Source organism: Lacinutrix sp. C3R15, from assembly GCF_018860825.1.
GTDB lineage: Bacteria > Bacteroidota > Bacteroidia > Flavobacteriales > Flavobacteriaceae > Oceanihabitans.
On record NZ_JAHKPZ010000004.1, the window covers coordinates 116,067 to 140,735 of the forward strand.

A 24,669-nucleotide genomic window follows, 5' to 3' on the forward strand; every position below is an offset into this window, starting at 1 on the left:
ACGTAGCTTTGTAAAAACAAATAGCGAAAATTCTCCACTTAAAACGCTAGATAATAACAGAATTTCACATAACTTAGAAATTCAATTGATTACAATTAATAAATGACAAAAAAGAAACACAGGAAACCTTCACATAATAAGATTTCTAACCTTACAAATACTATTTTAAGTATTTTAAAAAAAGATAGAACCAAGTCTTTTAACTACAAACAAATAGCTGCTAAGCTAGGAGTTAATGATGCTAGCAGCAGAAACCAAATCATTAAAAAACTGCAAAAATTAAAAGCAGATGGCGATATAGAAGAAATAGAACGTGGTAAATTTAAAGCCATTGTTAATACAGAATATTACACAGGTAAACTAGATCTTACTTCTAAAGGTTCTGGTTATGTTATAGTAGAAGGCTTTGAAGATGATATTTTTATAGCTTCTAATAACATAAATAAAGCTTTACATGGTGACGAAGTAGAATTATATATTTACAACCGAAGAAAAAGAGGTAGGCTAGAAGGCGAAATAACCAATATTATTAAACGCGCTAAAAGCGAATATGTTGGTATAATTCAAATTCACGAAAAGAAAAACTTTGCTTTTTTTGTAGCAGATTCTAACAAAATGTACAAAGATATTTTTATACCTATTAATAAAATTAACAAAGCAAAAGATGGTGATAAAGTATTAGTATCTCTTGAAGATTGGCCAGAAAAAGCAGATTCTCCTTATGGTAGAGTAATAAAAGTACTAGGTAAACCAGGAGAACACAATACAGAAATTCATGCAATATTAGCAGATTATGGTTTGCCATATGAGTTTCCGCATGAAGTAGAAGCTTTTGCAAATAAAATAGATACTTCTATTACAAAAGAAGAAATTGCAAAACGTCGAGATATGCGAGACGTTTTAACCTTTACCATCGATCCTAAGGACGCTAAAGATTTTGATGATGCCTTATCCTTTCAAATTCTAGAAAATGGAAATTACGAAGTAGGAATACATATTGCAGACGTTTCACACTATGTGCAAGAAGGAACTATTTTAGATGATGAAGCTTATGAACGTGCAACCTCTGTATATTTAGTAGATAGAGTAGTACCTATGTTACCAGAAGTACTTTCTAACAACGCTTGTTCTTTAAGACCTCATGAAGAAAAATATACCTTCTCTGCGGTTTTTGAAATTAATGACAAAACCGAAATTTTAAACCAGTGGTTTGGTAGAACAGTAACCTACAGTGATGCTCGATTTGCTTATGAAGAAGCCCAAGCAATTATTGAAAATAATGAAGGAAAAACATTTACTACCAAAGAAATTGCTTTGATAGATACTACCATTCCTGAAGATGTTTCGCTTACAGGTAATACATATAAAACCACACCAGAAATAGCATTTGCTACTTTAAAACTAGATCAACTTGCAAAAATTATGCGTAGCAAACGTATGCGTACAGGAGCTATTTCTTTTGATAAAGTAGAAGTAAAATTCAATCTAGATCAAAATGCAAATCCAATTGGTGTGTTCTTTAAAACTAGCAAAGATGCCAATAAGTTAATTGAAGAATTTATGCTACTTGCAAATAAAAAAGTAGCAGAATTTATTGGTAAGCAAAAACCAGAAAAAACATTTATTTATAGAGTTCATGATGAACCAGACGAAAGTAAACTAGCAGCTTTACAAGGGGTAGTTTCTAAATTTGGTTACAAATTAAACTTTAAAGACCGCAAAACAGTTTCTACTACTTTAAACAATTTACTAAAGGAAGTAAACGGAAAAAAAGAACAAAATTTAGTAGATACTTTAGCTATTAGAACCATGTCTAAGGCAGAATATACTACCAAAAATATTGGGCATTACGGTTTAGCTTTTGATTATTATAGTCACTTTACATCGCCAATTCGTAGATATCCTGATGTCATGGCACACAGACTTTTACAACATTATTTAGATAAAGGAAAAACAGTGAGCCAAGAAGCCTATGAAGATAAATGTAAACATTCTTCAAATATGGAAGGTTTAGCTACTAAAGCCGAAAGAGATTCTATTAAATACATGCAAGTAAAATTTATGCAAGACCATCAAGACGAAGAATTTGTTGGTGTTATTTCTGGTGCAACAGATTGGGGAATTTATGTAGAAATAATCTCTAATAAATGCGAAGGAATGGTTAGAATGCGTGATATTACAGACGATCATTATGAATTTGACGAAACCCAATACGCTATTATTGGTCGTAAAAATAAAAAAATGTATCAGCTTGGCGATGAAGTAATAGTAAAAGTTAAAAATGCCGATTTAGTAAAAAAACACCTAGATTTTTTATTAATAGGAAAAGCTAATTAGTTTATAAAACATCTTTTCTTAACAAGAGAAAAGATGTTTTTTTTTACTCAAAAAGTAATTAATAATAAAATTTTTTACAATGATTTTAACCACAACAAATACTATTGAAGCACATAAAATTCATGATTATTTAGGTGTTGTTACTGGAGTAGCAGTAAATAGAAAACAAACAGGAATGACTTTTAGTTTAAAAAAGTACTATGATAGTTTAGAAAATAATCTAGAAGAGGTAAAAGAATCAGCTTTTCAAAACCTTAAAAAAAATGCTATTGCTTTAAAAGCAAATGCTGTGGTAGGTATTACTGTAGATGTAGAAACTATTGCAACATCAGGAATTATTATGGTTTCAATAACAGGAACAGCTGTTAAAGTTGCCTAAAATAAAAGGCCTCAAAATCTTATTTTTTTAAATTTGCAGTAACCTTTAAACATATATATTATGAAAAAGTTACTTTGTTTATTATTTATTAGCCTAGCAATTACAAGTTTTGCACAAGAATCTATAGAATTACCAATAGGAGAATTTAGCGAAATTAAAGTCTATGATCGTATAGAAATAGAGCTTATAAAAGCTGATGAAAACAAAGTTGTTATTTCTGGAAAAAACACAAAAGATGTTGTTATAGTGCATAAAAATGACATTCTAAAAATTAGAATGACACTAACAGAAGCTTTTAATGGTGATGATACCACAGTGCAAGTATATTATACCTCTTTAGATGTTATAGATGCTAATGAAGGTACTTTTATTGGTTCTAATGATATTTTAGAACAATTTGATTTAAAAGTAAAAGCACAAGAAGGAGGAAGCATTACTTTACAAGTAAAAGATTTACATTATTTAGATGTCAAGGCTGTTTCTGGAGCCAATATTAAAATTTCTGGAACAACCATAAATCAAACTATAGATATTAATACAGGTGGTACCTATAAAGCAAAAGATTTAATTGCAGAAAATACTACAGTTACTATAAAAGCTGCTGGTACAGCATATGTAAATACTAGTAAAAAAGTGGTTGCTAAAGTTAGAGCAGGAGGTAGCGTTTATGTTTATGGTAACCCAGAAATGGTAGATGAGAATACTATTTTAGGAGGAAAAATTATTATTGAAGAATAAATACTAGCATTTTTCTTAAATTTGTAAGAAAGACTTTCTCATGCTAGATGCTATTTTAACAGCAATCCCTTTTGGTATTATATTATCGTTCACCATAGGACCTGTTTTTTTTGTTTTATTAGAAACTAGTGCAACCAAAGGGTTTAAAAGTGCTTTAATTTTTGATTTAGGAGTAATTCTAGCAGATATATTTTTTATAATTGTTGCTTTTTATAGTACCAGTAAACTCTTAGAAAAGGTAAAAGATGATCCTAGTTTTCTTATTTTTGGTGGTGTTTTTTTAACTGCCTATGGCGTTATTTCTTTTATTAAAACTTCTAAATCTTTTAGAGAAATTGTTAGAGAATATCATAGAGTAGAATTTAAAAAAGACTATGGTAAACTCTTTGTAAAAGGCTTTTTACTTAATTTTATTAACATTGGTGTTTTACTAGGTTGGTTGGGTTTTATTGTAATAGGTAACTCTTTAACAGAAAGTACTTATGAACTACAAATATTTTTAGCTACCATTTTATTGGTTTACTTTTTAGTAGATTTATTAAAAATTGCAGCTGCAAAAACGCTTAAAAATAAACTAACGCCAAGACGTATTTTTAAAACTAAAAAAATAGTAGCTCTTGTTATTTTAGGTTTCGGAATTTTGCTTTTAGTACAAGGGTTTTTTCCTAAAGAAAAAGAATTAATTAAAGATAAATTAGAGCAGATTAATCCATTAAACTAACTTTAAACAAATGAATAATGTTTTTATAGATTATTTTGTAATACTTTACTAGTCATTTGCTTTATATTTTATTAAAGAAATTAAAGATACCAAACTCCATACACCTTCAAGTATTATAAAAGGAATATACTGCATAAGTATTGAGGCAAAACAAGCTAGACTTGCACCAATAAAATTAAGTAAAATAAACGTTAAATCTGTATTTTTTAGTTTTCCTATTACATTAAGAATGTATGCTAATAGTATTTGAAAAACTCCTATAAAACCAATCCAATCTGTAGTATTCATTTGTTATCCTTTTCTTAAATAATTTTCTTGAGTTTCATTAGCATTAAAAAACTTCAATACATATTTAAAGTTTTCTATACATGTTGTTTATATTCTAAGGTTGATGTATAAGAATAGTTGCGATTTTGTATGCGAGGATTTTCCGAAGGAAAAGCAGACGTTACAAACACGCAACGACCTTCTTTTGAGCACTAAGCCGCAATTATTTTATACGGTGTTGTGTGCAGTTTTTATTCCGATTTCTATCCGTCAATAGAAACTCCAACTTGTTTATTATCCTCAAAATGAATATTAAAAAAGTAATTTTGGCCTTCTTTTTCTTGAAAAGCCATTTCAAATCCTTCGTCACGTACAGATATTCCTTTCAGTTCAAAATGTTTTTCAATCGATACGAATTCCATTTCTGCATTTTCAAATTGTTCTTTAAGTGCATTTTCAGATTCGGATTTTATTTCCGTTTCTTTATTCAAAGCATTGAGTAAAATCTGTTTCTGATTTTCAGCTATTCCGTCCTTATTTCCTGCCACAAGAATTTCAATATCAGCATCCAAAAATCTTTTATTCACTTGCCAACCAACATCATTTCCTCTCGTGCTAAAACTCTCAATTTCTCCAAAATCAGAGTCAGTCGTTTTTAGTTTTTTACTTCCAAAAAGTTTTCCAAATATTCCCATTCAGTTTGGTTTTAGTTCTGTTGCTCAAATTACACACAACTACTGTATATATTAGTTTAATATATAAAAATAGTTACTTTATACAAGTAACTATTTTTGAGGTGTAGAAATATATTACTCGAACACTGCATTATTTTTATCTTATTTTAATTTTTTTTAAAATTTAACTTAAACCACTATTTATATACAAGTAACTCTTTTTGAGATGTAGTAGCAAACTACTAGAACAGCTGTATTTTTCTTACTTAAATTTTTCTAAAATTTAACCAAAAAAAAAGAGCTACTTATTTTAAGTAACTCTTTTTGAGGTGTCGAGCGGATTCGAACCGCTGTAGATGGTGTTGCAGACCACTGCCTAGCCGCTCGGCCACGACACCTTAAATTCCTTTAAAAAGGAACCTCATTATTTCTAATGAGAAGGCAAATATAAAAATAATTCCCTTTTTACGCTATTTAGAAACACTTTTTCTTTTTTCGGTAATCTCAATAGTTACCATTTCTACATCTCCACCAATAGGAGGGTTTATTTTACTCACTGCTACTGTAGCAACAGTAATTAGTTTATCTTCAGTAAATATACGAGTTAAAATACGTTTTGCAACAGTCTCTAATAAGTGCGAAGGCTTTGCCATTTCTTCTCTAATTACTCTATTTAAAAACACATAATCTACCGTGTCTTTTAAATCGTCTGAGTTTGCACTTTTTTGTAAATCGGCTTTTACTTTAATATCTACACGATAATCGCTTCCTATTATAGTCTCTTCGGTTAAGCAACCATGATATGCAAATACACGAATGTTTTCTACTTTAATTATTCCCATGGCGCAAAAGTAGTATAACCAAAGGCAGTTTTAATATAATTTTTAAATTAATTATTAACTAATACATTAGTTAGTAAACAAATCAAAAATATTACTAAGTGCGCTAGTTTTAGATTTATAAAATTCTGTATATGTACAGTTATTGCAGGTAACAGAGGTATATTTTTGCGATTGCACATCAAATATTTTAGACCACCTACCACCAGTTGCTCGCATTTGTCCTGTAGTATATGTATGGTTATTACATTTAGGGCATTCATAGTTTTTGTGTTTCATACCTTATCTTAATTTTTATCTATGTGTCTTTATTTTTTTTTAAAAAGTTACAAAATATATACGCTTGAGCTATTATATAGTTACTATAAATTTGTCTAGTTTTGTATTTCAGTTTAGAAAGAAAAATAATTATGTCTGAAGAAGCTAAATCGCTCCATTTTATAGAGCATATTATAGAAGAAGATTTACAAAACGGGATGCCTAAATCTAATTTACGTTTTCGTTTTCCGCCAGAACCTAATGGCTATTTACATATTGGTCATACCAAAGCAATTGGTATTAGTTTTGGTTTAGGTGAAAGATACAATGCACCTGTAAATTTAAGATTTGATGATACCAATCCTGCTAAAGAAGAACAAGAATATGTAGATGCTATTAAGCGTGATATTTCTTGGTTAGGATATCAATGGGCTAATGAAGTATATTCATCAGACTATTTTCAACAATTATACGATTGGGCTGTACAATTAATAAAAGAGGGTAAAGCCTATGTAGACTCGCAAAGCAGCGAAGCTATGGCAGAACAAAAAGGTACACCAACAAAAGTAGGTACTAATAGTCCGTTTAGAGATAGAAGCGTAGCAGAAAATTTAGAACTGTTTCAACGTATGAAGGATGGAGAATTTAAAGCAGGAGAACATATTCTTCGTGCTAAAATTGATATGGAAGATCCTAATATGTTGATGCGTGATCCTATCATGTATCGTATTATGCATGCACATCATCACAGAACAGGAAACCAATGGTGTATTTACCCTATGTATGACTGGACACATGGAGAAAGTGATTATATAGAACAGGTTTCGCATTCTTTATGTTCTTTAGAATTTAAACCACATCGTAAATTATACGATTGGTTTAAAGAACAAGTATACCCTTTAAGCGCTGAGCAATATCCTTTACTACCAAAACAAAGAGAATTTGCACGTTTAAATTTAAGCTATACCATTATGAGTAAGCGTAAGCTGCTTAAATTGGTAGAAGAAGGTGTAGTTTCTGGTTGGGACGACCCAAGAATGCCTACCATTTCTGGTTTAAGAAGAAGAGGGTATACACCAAATTCTATTCGAAAATTTATAGAAAAAGTAGGAGTTGCAAAACGTGAAAATGTTATTGATGTTTCGCTTTTAGAATTTTGTATTCGTGAAGATTTAAATAAAACAGCACCTAGAGTAATGGCTGTTTTAAACCCTTTAAAAGTGGTAATAACTAATTATCCAGAAGATAAAGAAGAGTGGTTTGAAGCAGAAAATAATCCGGAAGATGCTACTGCAGGAAGCCGTAAAGTGCCTTTTTCTAAAGAAATTTATATTGAAAAAGAGGACTTTAAAGAAGAAGCAAGCAATAAGTTTTTCCGTCTAAAACTAGGAGGAGAGGTGCGTTTAAAAAATGCCTATATCATTCAAGCAGAAAATGTTGTAAAAGACGAAAACGGAAACATTACAGAAGTACATTGTACCTATACAGAAGATACTACTAAAAAAGTAAAAGGAACCTTACATTGGGTTTCTGTTAAACATGCAGTACAAGCAGAAGTTAGAGAATATGATAGATTATTTATTGATGAAGCTCCTGATAGCCATGAAGACAAAGATTTTATGGAATTTATAAACCCTAATTCTTTAAATATTATTCAAGCTTTTGTAGAGCCTAGTTTGGCACAAGCAAAAATAGGAGAGCAGTTTCAGTTTCAACGTTTAGGTTATTTTAATGTAGATAATGATGCTACTGCAAATAAATTGGTATTCAATAAAACGGTTGGTTTACGTGATTCTTGGGCAAAAGCAAAGCCAAAAGAAAACAACAAACAGCAAAAACCACAACAACAAAACCAAAGAAAAGCGATTAGTGTTATTCAACAGTTGGGTAAAAAATACACCAACCTACCTGAAGAAAAACAACTAAAAGTAAGAGCAGAAATTTTAGAACTTGCTAAAAATGTTACCTATGAAGAACTAGAACCTCTTTTTGCAACAGCAGTTAAAAAAGCAGGAACACGTATTGCAGCTATGTTAACACTTCGTGTTTTATTAGAAAATGGTTTAGAAAAAAATCAAGCAATTATAGATTTTATTAGCAAAGCTTTAGAAGATAAAAATGAATTATTAGTTGCAGAAGCTAGCAAGCTTTAAGTAGTTAGTATATGTTTTAAAAAAGACCTTGATTGAAAAATCAAGGTTTTTTTGTACATTGAAAAGAATAAAATTTATAAAAATATGGAACTTGCAATAACACCTTGGGCAATACCTGTAGCAGCAGTAGCAGCTTTGGTAATTGGAGCTATTTGGTATAACCCAAAAGTATTTGGAAATGTTTGGATGCGTGAATCTGGTATGACAGAAGAAAAAATGAAAGGTAGCAACATGATAAAAATCTTTACATTGTCTTTATTTTTTGCTGCTTTATTAGCCATTTTATTAATGCAATTTACCAACCACCAATGGGGAGCAATGGGAATGGTAGGAGGAGATCCTACAGGTGCATTACCTTCTTTTGATGCGTTTATGGCAGACTACGGTAACGCTTTTAGAACCTATAAACATGGCGCATTACATGGTACTATATTTGGTTTATTTGGCGCATTACCAATTATAGGTACTATAGCTTTGTTTGAACGTAAAAGCGCAAAATACATTTTTATAAACGCAGGATATTGGGTGGTTACTCTTGCTGTAATGGGAGCATTACTTTGCGGATTATAATAAGATGTAATGATTTTATACATTTAAAGACTGAATAATTTTAATTTCAGTCTTTTTTATTTTTACTATTTGATACACTTTAAGCTTTTTAATACTATTGAAGAACTTCCAGATTCCTGGAACGCATTGCCAACACAAGATATATTTTTAAAAACACCCTTTTTAAAAGCCTTAGAGCAGTCGTCTCCAAGTAATATTACTTCGTATTATTTAGCCGTTTTTAAAGATCAGAAATTAGTTGGTATTGCTATTTTACAACGCGTAAAATTATATACCAATGATATCTTTAGAAAAACATCTACCAACTTTTTTAAAGTACTTGCAAAAAAGGCAATTGCCAAAATTGTAAAAGGAAATATGCTAGTGGTTGGTAATTTAATGCATACTGGACAACATGGTTTCTTTTTTTTAAAAGATGAAATTTTGCAAGAAACCTTTTTAAATCAAATACAGGATGCTATTACATACTTGCGTGTTGTTATAAAAAAGAAGCACCATAAAAAGATAAGAATTATTGCCTTTAAAGATTATTTTGAAAGCGATACTATACATCAAAACGAAGAATATTTTAACAAAGTAAATTTGTATAAAGTACAAGTGCAACCCAATATGTTGTTTGTTATTCCAAAAGAATGGCACACAAAAGAAGAGTATATTGCTGCATTTACTAAAAAATATAGAGATCGTTTTAAAAGAGCAAGAAAAAAAAGTAATGCTTTACAACTACAAGAACTAGACCTAGAAGCTATTGGTAAGTACGCTAATACACTTTTTAACTTATATGAGTGTGTATCTGACAACGCAGGAATAAACACCTTTAAATTAGCTAATAATCATTTTTACAGTTTAAAAAGCCATTTAAAAGAAGATTTTAAAGTTTTTGGGTACTTTTTAAATAATGAATTGATTGGTTTTTATACCTTAATAGCAAATAATAATACACTAGAAACCTATTTTTTAGGATACCACCCAAAGCTACAGCACCAATACCAAATGTATTTAAACATGCTCTATAATATGGCTATTTTTGGTATAGAAAATAATTTTAAAACCATTGTTTTTGCAAGAACTGCCATGGAAATTAAAAGCTCTATAGGAGCTAAACCTCAAACCATGCACATTTACTTAAAACACACCAATAATTTTATAGCTAATACTGTTTTAAAATTAATAGTAAAGTACATGAACCCAATTAGAGATTGGCAAGAACGTCATCCTTTTAAGTAGTTATTTATAATTTTTTTGTTTTTAAAGTAGGGTAATCCAGTTTTTAATTGTCTTACACTAAAATAAACACATAAAAAATTAATTATGACAACACATAAAAAGAAAGGAATTAAAACCATTTTATCTGTTATTATTCTATTATTTGTTAGCTATGGAGCCTACTCTTTATTTAGCTCTAAACTAACTGAAAAAACAGAAATATTAAGCGAAAAAAAAATACTTTTAAATCAGTTAAAAGAAACTTCACTTGCTTATGATACTGCCATTAAAGAGAGTGAAGAGAAAGATATTGTATTAGAAAAAGCCAAACTTAAAATAGATCATTTAATAGATTCTTTACAAACCAGCAATACTACTGTTACTGATTTATTGTTATTAAAAGAAAAACAACTGGAGATTACTAGTGAAATGAAAAACCTTATTAGAGATAATAAGGAACTTATTCAAGACAATAAAATATTAGTACATTCTTTACAAAAACGCAAAAAACAACTATTTGAAAGCCAAGCCATAGCAAATGCTCTTAAAAAAGAAAATGGGGAATTAGATGCAGAAAAAATACTATTAAATAATAGTATTGAAGAAGCTAAATATTTAACCTTGTTAGATTTAGAAATAGAAGGAATAAAAGAACGTTCTTCTGGTAAAGAAATGATTACCAATAAAGCAAAACGTATTAATAAACTTAAAATTTGCTATGCCATTGCTAAAAACAACTTAGTGCAAGAAGGAGATAAAACCATGCAAGTTCAAATTTTAGATCCTAATAATGAATTAGTCACGCAAAATACTGGAGCTTTAAAAATAGCCGAAAGTGATATTTTATATTCTTTTAATACCACATTTAGTTACAAAAATGAAAACTTAAATGTATGCGATTACTTTGTTTTTAATGCAGATACAACACTTGAAAAAGGAACCTACCAAATTCATATTTATGACAATAAAAATGTAGTAACAAGTGCTACTATAACCTTAAAATAAACCTTTTTTGCCCAAAAAAGCAGTTTAGTAATTGGTCTAAGCTGCTTTTTTATTTTCTATAAATTGGTTTTTTATTCCAATTGCTATGCATAGAAACCGAATTAAGATATAGCAAAATTTACTTCGTTTTATACAATACTTTTAATTAATTTTAACGATTATGGTTTTTGTTTATCCTTATAAATCAGTATATTAAAAGGAGTAAACAAAATTTAAGAACCATGAAAAACAAGCAAAAAATATTAACTAAAATTTCTAATCTTTTATTAGATATAGAAAAAAACCACCATGAATTGTATGTACATTTAGATGAAAATCCTATGACAATTCCTATTTCAAATCAGCCTAATATAGACACTAAATCTCTAGAAGATTATTTTAATAGCCTGAAAGAAATTTTAAAAAAATATAAAAAGAATCAATAAAAAAACCTCAAAGACATACTTTGAGGTTTTTTGTTGGTTTTAACTATTCTTACTCTTCATCTTCTTCTTTCTTTTTCTTCGCATTTTTCATGGCTTCACCAATTTGATTACTTGCCGTAAAACTAGCCACCATATCGTTTAACATTTGACTTCCTGCTTGTGGTGAATTAGGGAGTAAAATTAAATTACTATTGGTTTCTTGACCTATAGATTGTAAAGTATCATAATGCTGCGTTACCACAATTAAAGCAGATGCTTCTTGACTATTTATACCTACTTTATTTAAAACCTCTACAGACTCTTCTAAACCACGTGCAATTTCACGACGTTGGTCTGCAATACCTTGTCCTTGTAAACGTTTGCTTTCTGCTTCTGCTTTGGCTTTTTCTACAATTAAAATACGTGCTGCATCTCCTTCAAATTGTGCTGCTGTTTTTTCTCTATCTGCTGCATTAATTCTGTTCATAGCAGCTTTTACTTGGGCATCAGGATCAATATCTGTAACTAAGGTTTTAATGATATCAAATCCATAATCAGACATTGCATCATTTAATTCCGTTTTTACAGCAATTGCAATATCATCCTTTCTTACAAATACATCATCTAGTTTCATTTTTGGTACTTCGGCTCTTACTACATCAAATACATAACTGGTAATTTGCTCATGCGGATAATCTAATTTGTAAAAAGCATCATAAACTTTTTGGCTAATGACGCGATATTGTACAGATACTTTTAAACGTACAAATACATCATCTAATGTTTTTGTTTCTATAATTACATCTAATTGCTGAATTTTTAAGCTTAAACGTCCAGCAATTTTATCTACTAAAGGTACTTTTAAGTGTAATCCAGATTGACGTATACTATGATATTTTCCAAATCGTTCTATAATTACTGCTGTTTGTTGTTTTACTACAAAAAATGCAGAAATCAATATAATGACTCCGAAAAAAATAAGAGGTATTAAAAGAAAATTTCCCATAACATGTTTTTTTTGATTAAAATAATATGACTTTAAAAATAAACTATATTTGCCTAAACCCTCATAACAATTATGAAAATTAAACAATACATCTTATTAGTAGCTTGTACCATAGGTTTTGTTACAATAAATTTTGCACAACATAGAAGAGTACCTATAAAAAACGGTATTGGTATTCAAGGTGGTATTACGCAATTTGATATTATTACAGATAACTTTAATACCAAAAAAGGCAATGGTTGGATTGGTGGAGCATCTGCAACGGTAGAGTTACCACACAAATGGTATAATATGAGTTATAGCATACAGCTTTCTGAAAATAACATTGGTATTGCTGCCAGACCGTTTGCTTTAGCTACCACAGAAGAGTATATAGATTATAAACTTTTTACAGCACAAATATCTTTACAAGCACACATAAAAATTATAGAAAGTTATTTAACTCTTGACGTTGGACCTATGTTACAATACAATAGTGAAATGGAGTTAAAAGACAAAGACCAAGAAAACTATGTAATTAATAATTACAGTAATTTATTGGCTAAAGACATAAGTGATATTACTAAATTTAACGTAGATGGTGCCATTGGTCTCTCTGCTGGAATTAGCCACTTTAGATTTAAAGCGCAATATATTTATGGGTTTACCAATATGTTTAGCAAACTAAATAAAAACAATTTAGATACCTCAGGAAGTAGTGAAAGTAAGTTTAAAGGAAACCAATCTATGTTAGCCTTTACACTTATGATTACCTTTTAATATAACAATTTGTTTTTGTAGAACAAGAGCATTATTAATAGAAATAAGCTTATAAAAAAAGCGAGCCGTTAAGCTCGCTTTTTCATTTATTAGCTAGTTGCTAATTTTTCTATTCTTTCTATGGTTTGGTTTTTACCAATCATATACATAATATCAAATACATCTGGACCTTGTAAGGCACCAACTAAGGCTAGACGCAAAGGCATCATTACTTTTCCAAAACCAATTTCTTTATTGGTAATCCAGGTTTTAATAGTAGCGCTAAGGTTTTCTACCTCAAAATCTTCTATAGTTTGTATTACAGCAGAAAGCTCGGTTAATAGTTCGCGAGTTCCTTCTTTCATAGATTTTTTATATGCTTTTTCATCGTAGCTTTTAGGGCTAACAAAGAAGAAAGAACTTAAGTTCCAAAAATCACTAATAAACGTTGCTCGTTCTTTTATTAAGCCAACAACCAAGGCAATATAGTTAACATCAATGTCTTTTAATTCTTCATGTTTTTGTTGAAATATGGCAGCCAATTCTTCATCATTTTGCTCTTGCATATAATGGTGGTTAAACCATTTTATTTTATCCGGATCAAAACGAGCTCCAGATTTATTTACGCGTTCTAAATCAAAAGCTGCAATTAGCTCTTCCAAGTTAAAAATTTCTTGCTCTGTTCCTGGATTCCATCCTAAAAAGGCAAGAAAGTTTACCATGGCATCTGCAAAATAACCATCTTCTTTATATCCTCTAGAAACTTCGCCTTCAGGAGATTTCCATTCTAACGGAAATACAGGAAATCCTAATTTATCACCATCACGTTTGCTTAATTTTCCTTTTCCTGTAGGTTTTAAAATAAGCGGTAAATGTGCAAATTCTGGAGATTCCCAACCAAAAGCTTTATATAATAAATCGTGTAATGCTAAACTTGGTAACCATTCTTCACCACGAATAACATGTGTAATTTCCATTAAATGGTCATCTACAATATTTGCTAAGTGGTAGGTAGGCATACCATCACTTTTAAACAAAACTTTATCATCTAAAATATTAGTATCAATACTAATATTTCCTCTAATAATATCTTTTAATGCTAAGGTTTGGTCTTGTGGTGATTTAAAACGAATTACATAATCTTCTCCAGCATCTAGTTTTGCCTGTGTTTCTTCTACAGAAAGAGATAAAGAATTACTTAGTTTTAATCGGTTATGCCAATTATAAATAAATGTTTTTCCTTTTGCTTCGTGGTCTTTTCTATGAAAATCTAATGCTTCAGCAGTATCAAAAGCATAATATGCATTTCCTGAAGCTATTAAATCATCGGCATATTTTTTATATATATCCTTACGCTCACTTTGTCTGTATGGTCCAAATTTTTCATTTTTTCCTGGTCCTTCATCAAAAGGAATATTACACCAGTTTAAAGCATCTATAATATACTTTTCTGCACCTTCTACATAACGGTTTTGGTCTGTATCTTCAATACGTAATACAAAAGTTCCGTTGTGTTTTTTAGCAAATAAATAGTTGAATAAAGCAGTACGTACTCCTCCAATATGTAAAGGTCCTGTAGGACTTGGTGCAAAACGCACTCTAACGTTTTTGGTCATTTTATTTTTAATTTGAAAGTGCAAAGATAGTTATTAAGCTATAAGACAAAAACTAGATGCTATAAGTTTTTTATAAAGTTGTAAGCATCTCTTTTGGTACACGTTTATTCATGATTTTAAACCACAGTGGAGGGAATAACGAAATTAACATAGAGGTTGGGTAACCATAAGGCATTTGCGGACTCTCTTTATGGCAATCTAAAATCTGATATTTTTTTGTTGTTTTATAATGATGGTCACTATGTCTGGTTAATTCATACAATACAATTCTGCCAATAATATGGTTAGAGTTCCAGGAATGTATTTTTTTTACACGTTCATATCTACCTGATTTTGTTTTTAAACGAAGCAAGCCATAATGCTCTATATAGTTAACAGTTTCTAGTAGAATAAAGCCTACAATTGCTGAAGCTAAAGCAAAAAATAATCCAGAAGAGGAAAAAAGCAGATATACTATAACTAAATAACTAATTTGAATAATAGTAAACCAAAACATATCATTTTTAACAGAGAAAAAAGATTTATTATTATTATTTAAAAGTTTTTTTTGAATCTTCCAAGACTTTAAATATTGTCTAATAGTAGAGGTGAACCAAAACGAATATACACTTTGATTATATTTTGCTGTTGCTGGATCTTCTGGAGTTGCAGCATGTAAATGATGTCCAAAATTATGTTCTATATAAAAATGCATGTATAAAGAAGGTAGGAGCAAGGCTTTGCCTAAAAATCGCGCGTTGCTACGTTGTCTATGTCCAAGTTCATGTGCAACGTTAATACCATTAATAGCTAAAACAATTCCTAAAGATATAACCAAACCAACTATTTCATAGGTTTCTAAATTTTGGCTTGCTACTGTTTTTAAATTTAAAAAAAGTAAACCATAAACAATAGGAAGGTTTAAGTATAGCAACCAATCAAACAACTTATTTTTAAGTTTATTTGCTACTTCTTCTGTTTCTAAATTTGTATCGTCAATAGGAAAAGACATCTCGAAAACTGGTAGTAAAACAAAGGCATAAATAGGAACCAAATAAACATATATTCCTTTAAAATATAAACCTAAAACAGCCAGTAACGGAATAGAAAAAGCAGCTAAATATTTAAGATCTTTCATTACAGTACTTTATTTTACTTCCGCAAAAGCGAAAATCTTTTAAATTTCTATTTAAAATTAACAGAATGTTACCAAATTTAGGCATTTCTAGTTAAAATTATTATTGTAGTTTAGTAAGTTAAACAGCTACACTTTGCACAATTTTAAGAACATACAAGTTAAACTAGAAGCGTTTATTAGAAAATACTACACTAATGAACTCATTAAAGGTACCATTCTATTTTTTAGTATAGGCTTATTGTATTTTTTATTAACCTTACTCATCGAGCATTTTTTATGGTTAAGTTCTTCTGGCAGAACCATTTTATTTTGGTTATTTGTTGTGGTTGAAATGTTGCTGTTTGCAAAATTTATTGCTATTCCTTTAGCTAAATTATTTAAGCTTAAAAAAGGAATTAATTATGAAGAAGCTTCGCAAATAATAGGTAATCACTTTCCAGAGGTTAATGATAAATTGCTTAATGTTCTTCAATTAAAACAATCTTCAGAACCATCTGAATTACTTCTAGCAAGTATTGCACAAAAATCTGCAAGCTTACAACCTGTTCCTTTTAAGCTAGCTGTAAATTTTAAAAAGAATACCAAGTATTTAAAATATGCTGCAATTCCTGTTTTAATTTTGCTTTTAGCTTCGGTTTCCGGACATTTTAATTGGTTTAGCGATAGCTATAAAAGAGTAGTAAACTACAAAACAGCCTATGAGCCACCTGCTCCTTTTCAGTTTTTTGTTATCAATGAAAATCTTCAAGCTACAGAAAATAAAGACTTTACACTTTTTATTAAAACAGTAGGAGAGGTACAACCAGAAAATGTGCAAATAACTTACAATAACGAAACTTATTTTTTACAGCAAAAAGCAATTGGTGATTTTGAGTATGTTATTAGTAAACCAAAGCAAAATCTTACTTTTCAATTATTGGCAAATAATGTTACTTCTAAACCATACACACTACAGGTTATTGAAGCACCAACTTTATTGAGTTTTGATATGGTTTTAGAGTATCCTAGTCATACCAAAAAACAAGACGAAACCCTTAAAAGTACTGGAAATGCAATTGTACCACAAGGCACAAATATTACCTGGAAATTAAATACCAAAGCCACAGATCAAGTACATTTATATGCTAAAGATACCCTTGTATTTACAGATAATTCTGGAGTTTTTACAGCTTCAAAAAAAGTCTATAACAATTTAAAATATAACCTTACCACGAGTAATGCAAACCTTAAAGATTACGAAAACCTAGCCTTTAGTATTGATGTTATTAAAGACGAATATCCTGAACTAAATATTAAAATGAAAGTAGATAGTTTAGACCAACAAAGCCTATATTTTTATGGACAAGTAAGTGATGATTACGGATTACATACATTACAATTAGTGTATTATCCTTCAGAAAATGAAGCTGAAAAACGCGTAGAAAATATTACTATCTCAAAATCTAATGTAGCAGATTTTATAACAGCATTTCCTAATAATCTTGAAATTACTGAAGGTATATCTTATGATTTATATTTTCAAGTTTTTGATAATGATGTAATTCATAAATACAAAAGCACTAAAAGTGAAGTATTTTCTTACAGAAAATTAACCCAAGAAGAAGAAGAACAAAAACAGTTACAAGAACAAAAGGAAACCATTCAAGAGCTAAATAAGTCTCTTGAAAAAATGGAAGAACGTGATAAGGAATTAGAACAACTTTCAAAAAACCAAAAAGAAAAAAGCACTTTAAGTTTTAATGATAAACGTAAACTAGACAATTTTTTAAAACGTCAAAAAGAACAAGAAGAGATGATGAAGAGCTTTAATAAAAAGCTTAAAGATAATTTAGAAGAATTTCAGCAAGAAAAGGAAGATGACCCATTTAAAGACGATTTAAAGCAGCGTTTAAAAGAAAATGAAGAACAGCTTCAAAAAGATGAGAAACTGCTTGAGGAGTTAGAAAAATTAAGAGAAAAATTAGATAAAGAAGAGTTAAGCGAAAAATTAGAAAAGCTAGCCAAACAAAATAAAAACCAAGAACGTAGTTTAGAACAGTTATTAGAACTTACCAAAAAATATTATGTAGCTAAAAAATTAGAAAAGCTACAACAAGAATTAGAAAAGTTAGCAGATAAACAAGAAAAGCTCTCTGAAGAAATTCCAGAAAAAAACACCAAAGAAAAACAAGACGAAATTAATAAGGAGTTTGAAAATTTTCAAAAAGAAATGGATGCACTTGAAAAAGAAAATCAAGAATTAAAACGTCCAGAAAAAATAGATAGAAATAAAAAGGAAGAAGAAAATGTAAAAGAAGATCAACAAGAAGCTTCAGATAAATTAGAAGAAAAACAAAATAGTCAAGAAGAACAACAAAAGCAATCTAGCCAAAAACAAGCACAACAAAAACAAAAACAAGCCGCTCAAAAAATGAAACAAATGAGTGCACAAATGCAAGCAGCTATGGCTTCATCAAGTGGAGAACAATTGGCAGAAGATGTTGCCATGTTACGTCAGGTTTTAGATAATTTAGTACTCTTTTCTTTTGATCAAGAACATTTAATGAAACAATTTAATAGCATTGAAGTAAACCATAATAAGTATGCTTCTTATTTGCGTAAACAGTATGATTTAAGAGAACATTTTTCGCATATTGATGATAGCCTTTTTGCTTTATCGCTACGCCAACCAAAAATTTCAGAAAAAGTAAATAAAGAAATAGGAGAGGTGTTTTATAATGTAGATAAATCTTTAGAAGAATTTTCAGAAAATCAAATATACAAAGGCGTTTCTAATCAGCAATACACCATTACTTCTGCTAATAATCTTGCAGATTTTTTAAGCAATGCATTAGATAATATGCAAATGCAAATGAGTGGTCAAGGACAAGGTGGTCAAGGGCAACCAAAACCAGGAGAAGGCGAAGGAGGAGAAGGTGGTCTTCCAGATATAATTAAAAGTCAAGAACAGTTAGCTAAAGAAATGGAAGGAAAAATGGGTGATGGTAAAAAAGGCGAAGCAGGCGAAGGTAATAAAGGACAACAAGGAGAAAATGGCAAAGAAAAAGGCGAAGGTAAAAATGGAAATGATGGTGAAGGTGAAACAAAATTAGGAGAAGGAAACAGTGAAGAATTACATGGCGAATTGTTTAGAATTTACCAACAACAGCAGCAAATACGTCAAGCTTTACAAGATAGATTGGCTAAAGAAGGTAAAGGAGGTATAGGTAGTAATTTGGTAAAACAAATGGAACAAATTGAATTAGATTTATTAAACAAAGGTTTTACCAAACAGACCCTGCAAAAAATGATGAATTTAAAACATCAATTACTTAAATTAGAACAAGCAACATTGCAACAAGGACAGGAAGAAAAACGTGAATCTCAAAACAATACTAAGAATTTTGATAATAAAACAAATAATAAAATTCCTACCGCAAAACAATATTTTAACACAACCGAAATATTAAATAGACAAAGCTTACCTTTGCAATCTATTTATAAAAAGAAAGTGCAAGAATATTTTAAACAAAACAATGATTAATTTTAATTACGAAAACGATTTTAAATTAGATTATGAAACGACATTAGCAACATGGATTTCTAATGTTATAGTTTCTGAAGGATGTAAAGAAGATGAAATCAATTACGTTTTTTGTGATGATGCATATTTACATAAATTAAATGTAGAATTCTTAAATCACGATACCTTAACAGATATCATTAGTTTTGATTATTCCGTAGGAAAAATTATACAAGGAGATATATTTATTTCTACAGAAAGAGTTACAGATAATGCTAAAGATTTCAAAGTTTCTTTTGCAGAAGAATTACATCGTGTCATTGTTCATGGTGTTTTACATTACTGTGGTTATAAAGATAAAACAGAAGAAGATGCTAAAGTTATGCGTAGCAAAGAAAATTTCTACTTAGAGCAATTAACTACAGATTAGAAGATAACTTGTATCTTTGCAAGCTGTTTCAGTTATAAAACAAAGAAGTGTTCCACGTGGAACATTTCTAAAAAATCAAAATATAATATAAATTTCATTTAAAGGTATATTACATGTTTAACGAAGTATATGATGTTATTGTTGTTGGAGCTGGTCACGCAGGAAGTGAAGCAGCAGCAGCAGCAGCAAACATGGGAAGCAAAACATTGCTTATTACCATGAACCTACAAAACATTGCGCAAATGTCTTGTAATCCTGCTATGGGAGGAATTGCTAAAGGACAAATAGTACGTGAAATTGATGCACTTGGAGGTTACTCTGGTATTGTTAGTGATACTTCTGCTATACAGTTTAAAATGCTTAATAAGTCTAAAGGACCTGCAATGTGGAGTCCTAGAGTGCAAAGTGATAGAATGCGTTTTGCTGAAGACTGGAGATTGCTTCTAGAGCAAACAAAAAACCTGGACTTTTATCAAGAAATGGTGTCTGGTTTATTAGTTGAAAATCATAAAGTGGTTGGTGTAAAAACTTCTTTAGGTGTAGAAATTAAAGCTAAATCTGTAGTACTTACTAATGGTACTTTTTTAAATGGCTTAATACATATTGGTGACAAAAATTTCGGTGGAGGTAGAGCTGGTGAAAAAGCAGCAACAGGAATAACAGAACAACTAGTGCAATTAGGTTTTGAATCTGGTAGAATGAAAACAGGAACACCACCAAGAGTAGATGGTCGTTCTTTAGATTTTTCTAAAATGCTTGAACAACCAGGAGATGTTAATCCAGAAAAATTCTCTTATTTAGATATTACAAAGCCTTTGTCAAAACAACGTTCTTGTCACATGTCTTATACTAGTGAAAAGGTACATGATTTACTTCGTGAAGGTTTTGATCGTTCGCCAATGTTTAATGGTAGAATTAAAAGTTTGGGTCCAAGATATTGTCCATCAATAGAAGATAAAATTAACCGTTTTGCAGATAAAGATAGACATCAATTATTTGTAGAACCAGAAGGATGGAATACCGTAGAATATTATATAAATGGCTTCTCAACCTCTCTGCCAGAAGATGTACAATTTAAAGCCTTACGTTCTGTAGCTGGTTTTGAAAATGTAAAATTCTTTAGACCTGGTTATGCTATCGAATATGATTATTTTCCGCCAACACAATTAAAACATACTTTAGAGACTAAGCTAGTTGAAGGTTTGTATTTTGCTGGTCAAATTAATGGTACAACTGGTTATGAAGAAGCAGCTTCTCAAGGGTTGATGGCTGGTATAAATGCAAGCTTAAAAGTAAGTGAAAAAGATCCTTTTACACTACAAAGAGATGAAGCTTATATTGGTGTTTTAATAGATGACCTTATTACAAAAGGAACAGAAGAGCCATACAGAATGTTTACTTCTCGTGCAGAATATAGAACGTTATTACGTCAAGATAATGCAGATTTACGTCTAACACCTAAAGGTTTTGAACTTGGTTTAGCAAGTGAAAAACGTTTAAAACGTATGGAAGAAAAACATGAACAAGCAGCAAAGTTTGTTCAGTTTTTTAGAGAAACCAGTGTGCAGCCAGAAGAAGCAAATCCAGTTTTAGAATCTAAAAACTCTGCATTAGTTAAACAGTCAGATAAGATGTTTAAGCTATATTCTAGGCCTAATATTACTATTGAAGATGTAAGAAAGTTTGAAGCTGTTGAAAACTATATTCAAGAAAATAATTTAGATAATGAGGTTATTGAGCAAACCGAAATACAGGTAAAATACGCTGGATATATTGCTAAAGAAAAACTGAATGCTGATAAATTAAATAGGTTAGAGTATGTAAAAATCCCTGAAAATTTTGATTACTCTCAAATTAAATCTATGAGTTTAGAAGCGCGTGAAAAGCTTAAAAATATACAACCAACTTCTATAGCGCAAGCATCAAGAATAAGTGGAGTTTCACCAAATGATATTTCTGTTTTATTAGTGTATATGGGTAGATAGTTTTCTTTTTAACTAAAGAATTAAAGGGAGTGTTCCACGTGGAACATGTTTGTGTTTTAAATGAGATAGACTTAAAAAGATAGTAATACACCTTGTAATATTGCAAGTAATATTAGTTCTATTTTTAATAGATATTTAAAAGAACGCTTTGTAGGTATTCCTTTTTTTTCTTTAGATATTTTTATTATTAAAAAGGAAGAGGTAGCGTTAACGGTTTTGTATATGATACGTTGTGTGTATAAGCAACTAATTTAGCAAATAAAAACTGAATAGAATATTCCGCATGAATATTCGTAAGTAGGCTAGAACTAGCAATGGATTATATACTTTGTTGCCACTTCGTTGTTTTTTCTCAGAGTTCAAATTGTTCAGTTAAATTCTGTTTTCATATTTTTAGAGTTTGAGTAAATTCCGTGAGCATTATATTCCACTTTATTTTTTAATTCCGTTTGAGTGAGCAATTCCGAAACTTGCTTTATTCCACACACAATTTGGTTTTGATTTATAATTCAAATAATATTTGTAACAAATTCAATACTTTTTCGTCTTATAATTACACTTAAATACCTTACAATATGCACAATTTTTTAAAATCATTCAAACAAAAATTTATTCAATTTTATAAGTGCGAATTAAAAACCTTTAATAGAATACTTGGAATTAAATAAAATCGATGTGATTCTTATTTCACGTTTGAATGTGTAATTCCAGATTCAGTTCAGTTTTTTAATTTGCTAAAAAATCCGCTGTAATTTTTTATTCCTAATTTGAGTAAAGTTTCAGCGTTTTCTTGTCAAAACTCAATTTTTATAAACTCTAATTTTTGGCTTCAGAGTGCGTTCCGTCAATGAATGGCAACTATTCACTATTCATTAATAATTAGACTTTGTAGTTTGTTTTTTTTTTTAAAAGAAGATTCTGTATTGGTGAAAAAAGGGAAGAAGAAATAGATTGTTTGTGTTGTAGTAAATTCTGAAAATAAAGAAAATGCTTTAAGAATACATTCTTTTTACTGATATATTGTAGCAAAGTATTTAGATGTCATTTGAAGAGATTTTAATACATATTAATATCTTTGAAAAAAAATCCATCAAAAAATAGTTATTCATCCTTCTGAATTATTTTTCAGAATTTATTTCAAATGAAAAAAAATCCTATCTATTTAAAAGTAAAAGATCATTCCGTTTCTGGAGAAGAATTTGAATTAGTACAAAATCAAACCTATGGTTTTTTAGAAACCACTCCACAACCTAAAGAAGAAAAACTTTTTGAATATTATAAAACCGAAGATTATATTTCGCATACAGATGCTAAAAGAAATGTACTTGAAAAAGTATATCACTTTGTTAGAAATATTTCTTTAAAAAGAAAATTAAAACTTATTGACTCGTTTTCTTCTACTCAAAAAACGCTTTTAGATATTGGTTGTGGTACAGGTGATTTTTTACAAATAGCACAACAAAACAATTGGCAGGTTTCTGGAATAGAACCTAACCAGCAAGCTAGAGAAATTGCAAATACTAAAACGAATCATGCTGTTTATACTACAGAACAGTTGCAAGAATTTAAAAAAAATAGTTTTGATGTAATTACCCTTTGGCATGTTTTAGAACATTTACCAAACTTACAAGATCAAGTTGCTGTTTTTAAAAGTTTATTAAAAGAAAATGGAACTTTAATTATTGCTGTGCCTAATTATAAAAGTTTTGATGCTGCACATTATAAAAACGTTTGGGCTGCTTTAGATGTACCAAGACACCTTTGGCATTTTAATCAAGATTCTATTGCAGCACTTTTTGCTAGTGAAAAGATGAAAGTTGTAAAAACGCTTCCTATGAAATTTGATGCATATTATGTAAGCTTACTTTCAGAAAAATATAAAACCGGATTTATGAATCCTTTTAAAGCTTTTTGGTATGGTTTTGTTTCTAATTGTAAAGCAAGACGCTCTGGTGAGTATTCTTCGCTAATTTATGTCATAAAAAACCACTAATTCTTGTTTTAAGGACTTTTATTTGGTTTTTATTCTTTTGTATGACAAATCGCAACTTAAAATCTTTAAAAGCGCTTAAAACGCTTTATTTAAAGCTGTTTTTAATAAAATTAACTTATTGCTTAGGTGTTTAGTATAAATAATTTTTATACTGTTAAATTCCTTTGCTTTTTCTACATTTGCTCCGATTTAAAAATAAAATATTAAAACATGAAAAAAATAATTTTAGCAGTAGTAACCGTTTTCGCTTTAAGTTCTTGTGAGCAACAAAAAATTGCTTTTATAGATAATGGTGAGTTGATTAATGAGTATCAAGGTAAAAAAGACATTGAAGCAAAATTTCAAATTAAAGACGAAGCTTTTAAAAAGAATACAGATAGTTTAGCTAATGGTTTTCAAATAGAGGCAAAAGCTTTTGAACTTGCCGCTGCAAAAATGTCACAATCTAAAGCGCAAGAACAATACAATGCTTTAATGCAAAAACAACAAGGTTTACAAAGACAAGTACAAATGCAACAACAAAGCATGCAGCAAGAATTTCAAGTTGAAATAGATTCTGCAATTGTAGCTGTAAAAGAATTTGTTGCAGATTACGGAAAGAAAAATGGGTATACTTATATTTTAGGTAAAAATGAAGCAGGAAGTGTAATGTATGGTAGTGAAACTAATGATATTACAAAAAAGGTTTTAGAAGCCTTAAATGCATCTTATAAAAAATAAATAGATCACCC

At 29.7% G+C, this 24,669-nt stretch carries 22 protein-coding genes and 1 tRNA gene; 15 read left to right on the plus strand and 8 right to left on the minus strand.

The features are described from left to right. Positions 1–102 precede the first annotated feature (102 nt). The 4 genes from rnr (at position 103) to KO494_RS00550 (ending at position 4,175) form a co-directional block, all read left to right on the plus strand. Positions 103–2,337 (plus strand): ribonuclease R, encoded by a 2,235-nt coding sequence (rnr, locus tag KO494_RS00535; protein ID WP_215965631.1) that lies wholly within the window; start codon positions 103–105, stop codon positions 2,335–2,337. A 79-nt stretch (positions 2,338–2,416) separates the two neighbouring features. Beyond that, positions 2,417–2,716: a YbjQ family protein gene (locus KO494_RS00540; protein ID WP_215965632.1), complete on the plus strand. Its 300-nt coding sequence runs from the start codon at positions 2,417–2,419 to the stop codon at positions 2,714–2,716. 60 nt (positions 2,717–2,776) lie between these two features. Continuing rightward, positions 2,777–3,454, plus strand: coding sequence for a head GIN domain-containing protein (locus tag KO494_RS00545; RefSeq protein WP_215965633.1), 678 nt, complete (start codon positions 2,777–2,779; stop codon positions 3,452–3,454). A 40-nt stretch (positions 3,455–3,494) separates the two neighbouring features. Then, positions 3,495–4,175 carry a LysE family translocator gene (locus tag KO494_RS00550; RefSeq protein ID WP_215965634.1) on the plus strand — a complete coding sequence of 227 codons (681 nt, stop codon included), beginning with the start codon at positions 3,495–3,497 and terminating at the stop codon, positions 4,173–4,175. A gap of 48 nt (positions 4,176–4,223) precedes the next feature. On the opposite strand, the gene KO494_RS00555 is transcribed toward KO494_RS00550, so the two are convergent. The 5 genes from KO494_RS00555 to KO494_RS00575 all read right to left on the minus strand — a co-directional run bounded on the left by KO494_RS00555 (position 4,224) and on the right by KO494_RS00575 (position 6,234). Then, positions 4,224–4,463, minus strand: a complete 240-nt coding sequence (locus KO494_RS00555) for a hypothetical protein (RefSeq protein ID WP_215965635.1) — start codon at positions 4,461–4,463, stop codon at positions 4,224–4,226. Between the two features lie 242 nt (positions 4,464–4,705). Further along, positions 4,706–5,137 (minus strand): hypothetical protein, encoded by a 432-nt coding sequence (locus tag KO494_RS00560; protein ID WP_215965636.1) that lies wholly within the window; start codon positions 5,135–5,137, stop codon positions 4,706–4,708. A 306-nt stretch (positions 5,138–5,443) separates the two neighbouring features. Further along, positions 5,444–5,514, minus strand: a tRNA-Cys gene (locus tag KO494_RS00565). A 72-nt stretch (positions 5,515–5,586) separates the two neighbouring features. Continuing rightward, positions 5,587–5,958: a dihydroneopterin aldolase gene (gene folB, locus KO494_RS00570; RefSeq protein WP_215965637.1), complete on the minus strand. Its 372-nt coding sequence runs from the start codon at positions 5,956–5,958 to the stop codon at positions 5,587–5,589. Positions 5,959–6,024: 66 nt separating this feature from the next. After that, on the minus strand, positions 6,025–6,234 hold the full coding sequence (locus KO494_RS00575) for a zinc ribbon domain-containing protein (RefSeq protein ID WP_215965638.1): 210 nt from the start codon (positions 6,232–6,234) through the stop codon (positions 6,025–6,027). A 131-nt stretch (positions 6,235–6,365) separates the two neighbouring features. On the opposite strand from KO494_RS00575, the gene KO494_RS00580 reads away from it, so the two are divergent. From KO494_RS00580 to KO494_RS00600, 5 genes are all read left to right on the plus strand, one after another. Continuing rightward, positions 6,366–8,366, plus strand: coding sequence for a glutamine--tRNA ligase/YqeY domain fusion protein (locus tag KO494_RS00580; protein ID WP_215965639.1), 2,001 nt, complete (start codon positions 6,366–6,368; stop codon positions 8,364–8,366). 84 nt (positions 8,367–8,450) lie between these two features. Beyond that, a complete protein-coding gene (locus KO494_RS00585; protein ID WP_215965640.1) occupies positions 8,451–8,936 on the plus strand; it encodes a DUF1761 domain-containing protein in 486 nt (161 codons plus the stop codon). A gap of 69 nt (positions 8,937–9,005) precedes the next feature. Further along, positions 9,006–10,163 (plus strand): GNAT family N-acetyltransferase, encoded by a 1,158-nt coding sequence (locus tag KO494_RS00590; RefSeq protein WP_215965641.1) that lies wholly within the window; start codon positions 9,006–9,008, stop codon positions 10,161–10,163. An 84-nt stretch (positions 10,164–10,247) separates the two neighbouring features. Further along, entirely contained in the window at positions 10,248–11,147 is a 900-nt protein-coding gene (locus tag KO494_RS00595) for a hypothetical protein (protein WP_215965642.1), read from the plus strand. Positions 11,148–11,368: 221 nt separating this feature from the next. Next, positions 11,369–11,572 (plus strand): hypothetical protein, encoded by a 204-nt coding sequence (locus KO494_RS00600; protein ID WP_215965643.1) that lies wholly within the window; start codon positions 11,369–11,371, stop codon positions 11,570–11,572. A gap of 49 nt (positions 11,573–11,621) precedes the next feature. On the opposite strand, the gene KO494_RS00605 is transcribed toward KO494_RS00600, so the two are convergent. Beyond that, positions 11,622–12,557: an SPFH domain-containing protein gene (locus tag KO494_RS00605; protein ID WP_215965644.1), complete on the minus strand. Its 936-nt coding sequence runs from the start codon at positions 12,555–12,557 to the stop codon at positions 11,622–11,624. Between the two features lie 72 nt (positions 12,558–12,629). Here KO494_RS00605 and KO494_RS00610 point away from each other — a divergent pair, with 72 nt between their 5' ends. After that, positions 12,630–13,316, plus strand: a complete 687-nt coding sequence (locus KO494_RS00610) for a hypothetical protein (protein ID WP_215965645.1) — start codon at positions 12,630–12,632, stop codon at positions 13,314–13,316. 89 nt (positions 13,317–13,405) lie between these two features. Here KO494_RS00610 and gltX read toward each other — a convergent pair whose 3' ends face one another. Continuing rightward, positions 13,406–14,911: a glutamate--tRNA ligase gene (gltX, locus tag KO494_RS00615; RefSeq protein ID WP_215965646.1), complete on the minus strand. Its 1,506-nt coding sequence runs from the start codon at positions 14,909–14,911 to the stop codon at positions 13,406–13,408. A gap of 70 nt (positions 14,912–14,981) precedes the next feature. Further along, on the minus strand, positions 14,982–16,028 hold the full coding sequence (locus KO494_RS00620; RefSeq protein ID WP_215965647.1) for an alkane 1-monooxygenase: 1,047 nt from the start codon (positions 16,026–16,028) through the stop codon (positions 14,982–14,984). Positions 16,029–16,161: 133 nt separating this feature from the next. Here KO494_RS00620 and KO494_RS00625 point away from each other — a divergent pair, with 133 nt between their 5' ends. From KO494_RS00625 to KO494_RS00645, 5 genes are all read left to right on the plus strand, one after another. Beyond that, positions 16,162–19,551, plus strand: coding sequence for a DUF4175 family protein (locus tag KO494_RS00625; RefSeq protein ID WP_215965648.1), 3,390 nt, complete (start codon positions 16,162–16,164; stop codon positions 19,549–19,551). Next, the gene (gene ybeY, locus KO494_RS00630; RefSeq protein WP_215965649.1) at positions 19,544–19,960 is read left to right on the plus strand and encodes an rRNA maturation RNase YbeY; all 417 of its coding nucleotides are present in this window, start codon (positions 19,544–19,546) and stop codon (positions 19,958–19,960) included. Before KO494_RS00625 ends, ybeY begins: the two co-directional genes overlap by 8 nt. A gap of 113 nt (positions 19,961–20,073) precedes the next feature. After that, entirely contained in the window at positions 20,074–21,945 is a 1,872-nt protein-coding gene (mnmG, locus tag KO494_RS00635; RefSeq protein WP_215965650.1) for a tRNA uridine-5-carboxymethylaminomethyl(34) synthesis enzyme MnmG, read from the plus strand. Positions 21,946–23,086: 1,141 nt separating this feature from the next. Beyond that, complete coding sequence (locus KO494_RS00640; protein WP_215965651.1) at positions 23,087–23,938, plus strand: bifunctional 2-polyprenyl-6-hydroxyphenol methylase/3-demethylubiquinol 3-O-methyltransferase UbiG; 852 nt, start codon at positions 23,087–23,089, stop codon at positions 23,936–23,938. A 210-nt stretch (positions 23,939–24,148) separates the two neighbouring features. After that, positions 24,149–24,658: an OmpH family outer membrane protein gene (locus KO494_RS00645; protein WP_215965652.1), complete on the plus strand. Its 510-nt coding sequence runs from the start codon at positions 24,149–24,151 to the stop codon at positions 24,656–24,658. Positions 24,659–24,669: the final 11 nt, after the last annotated feature.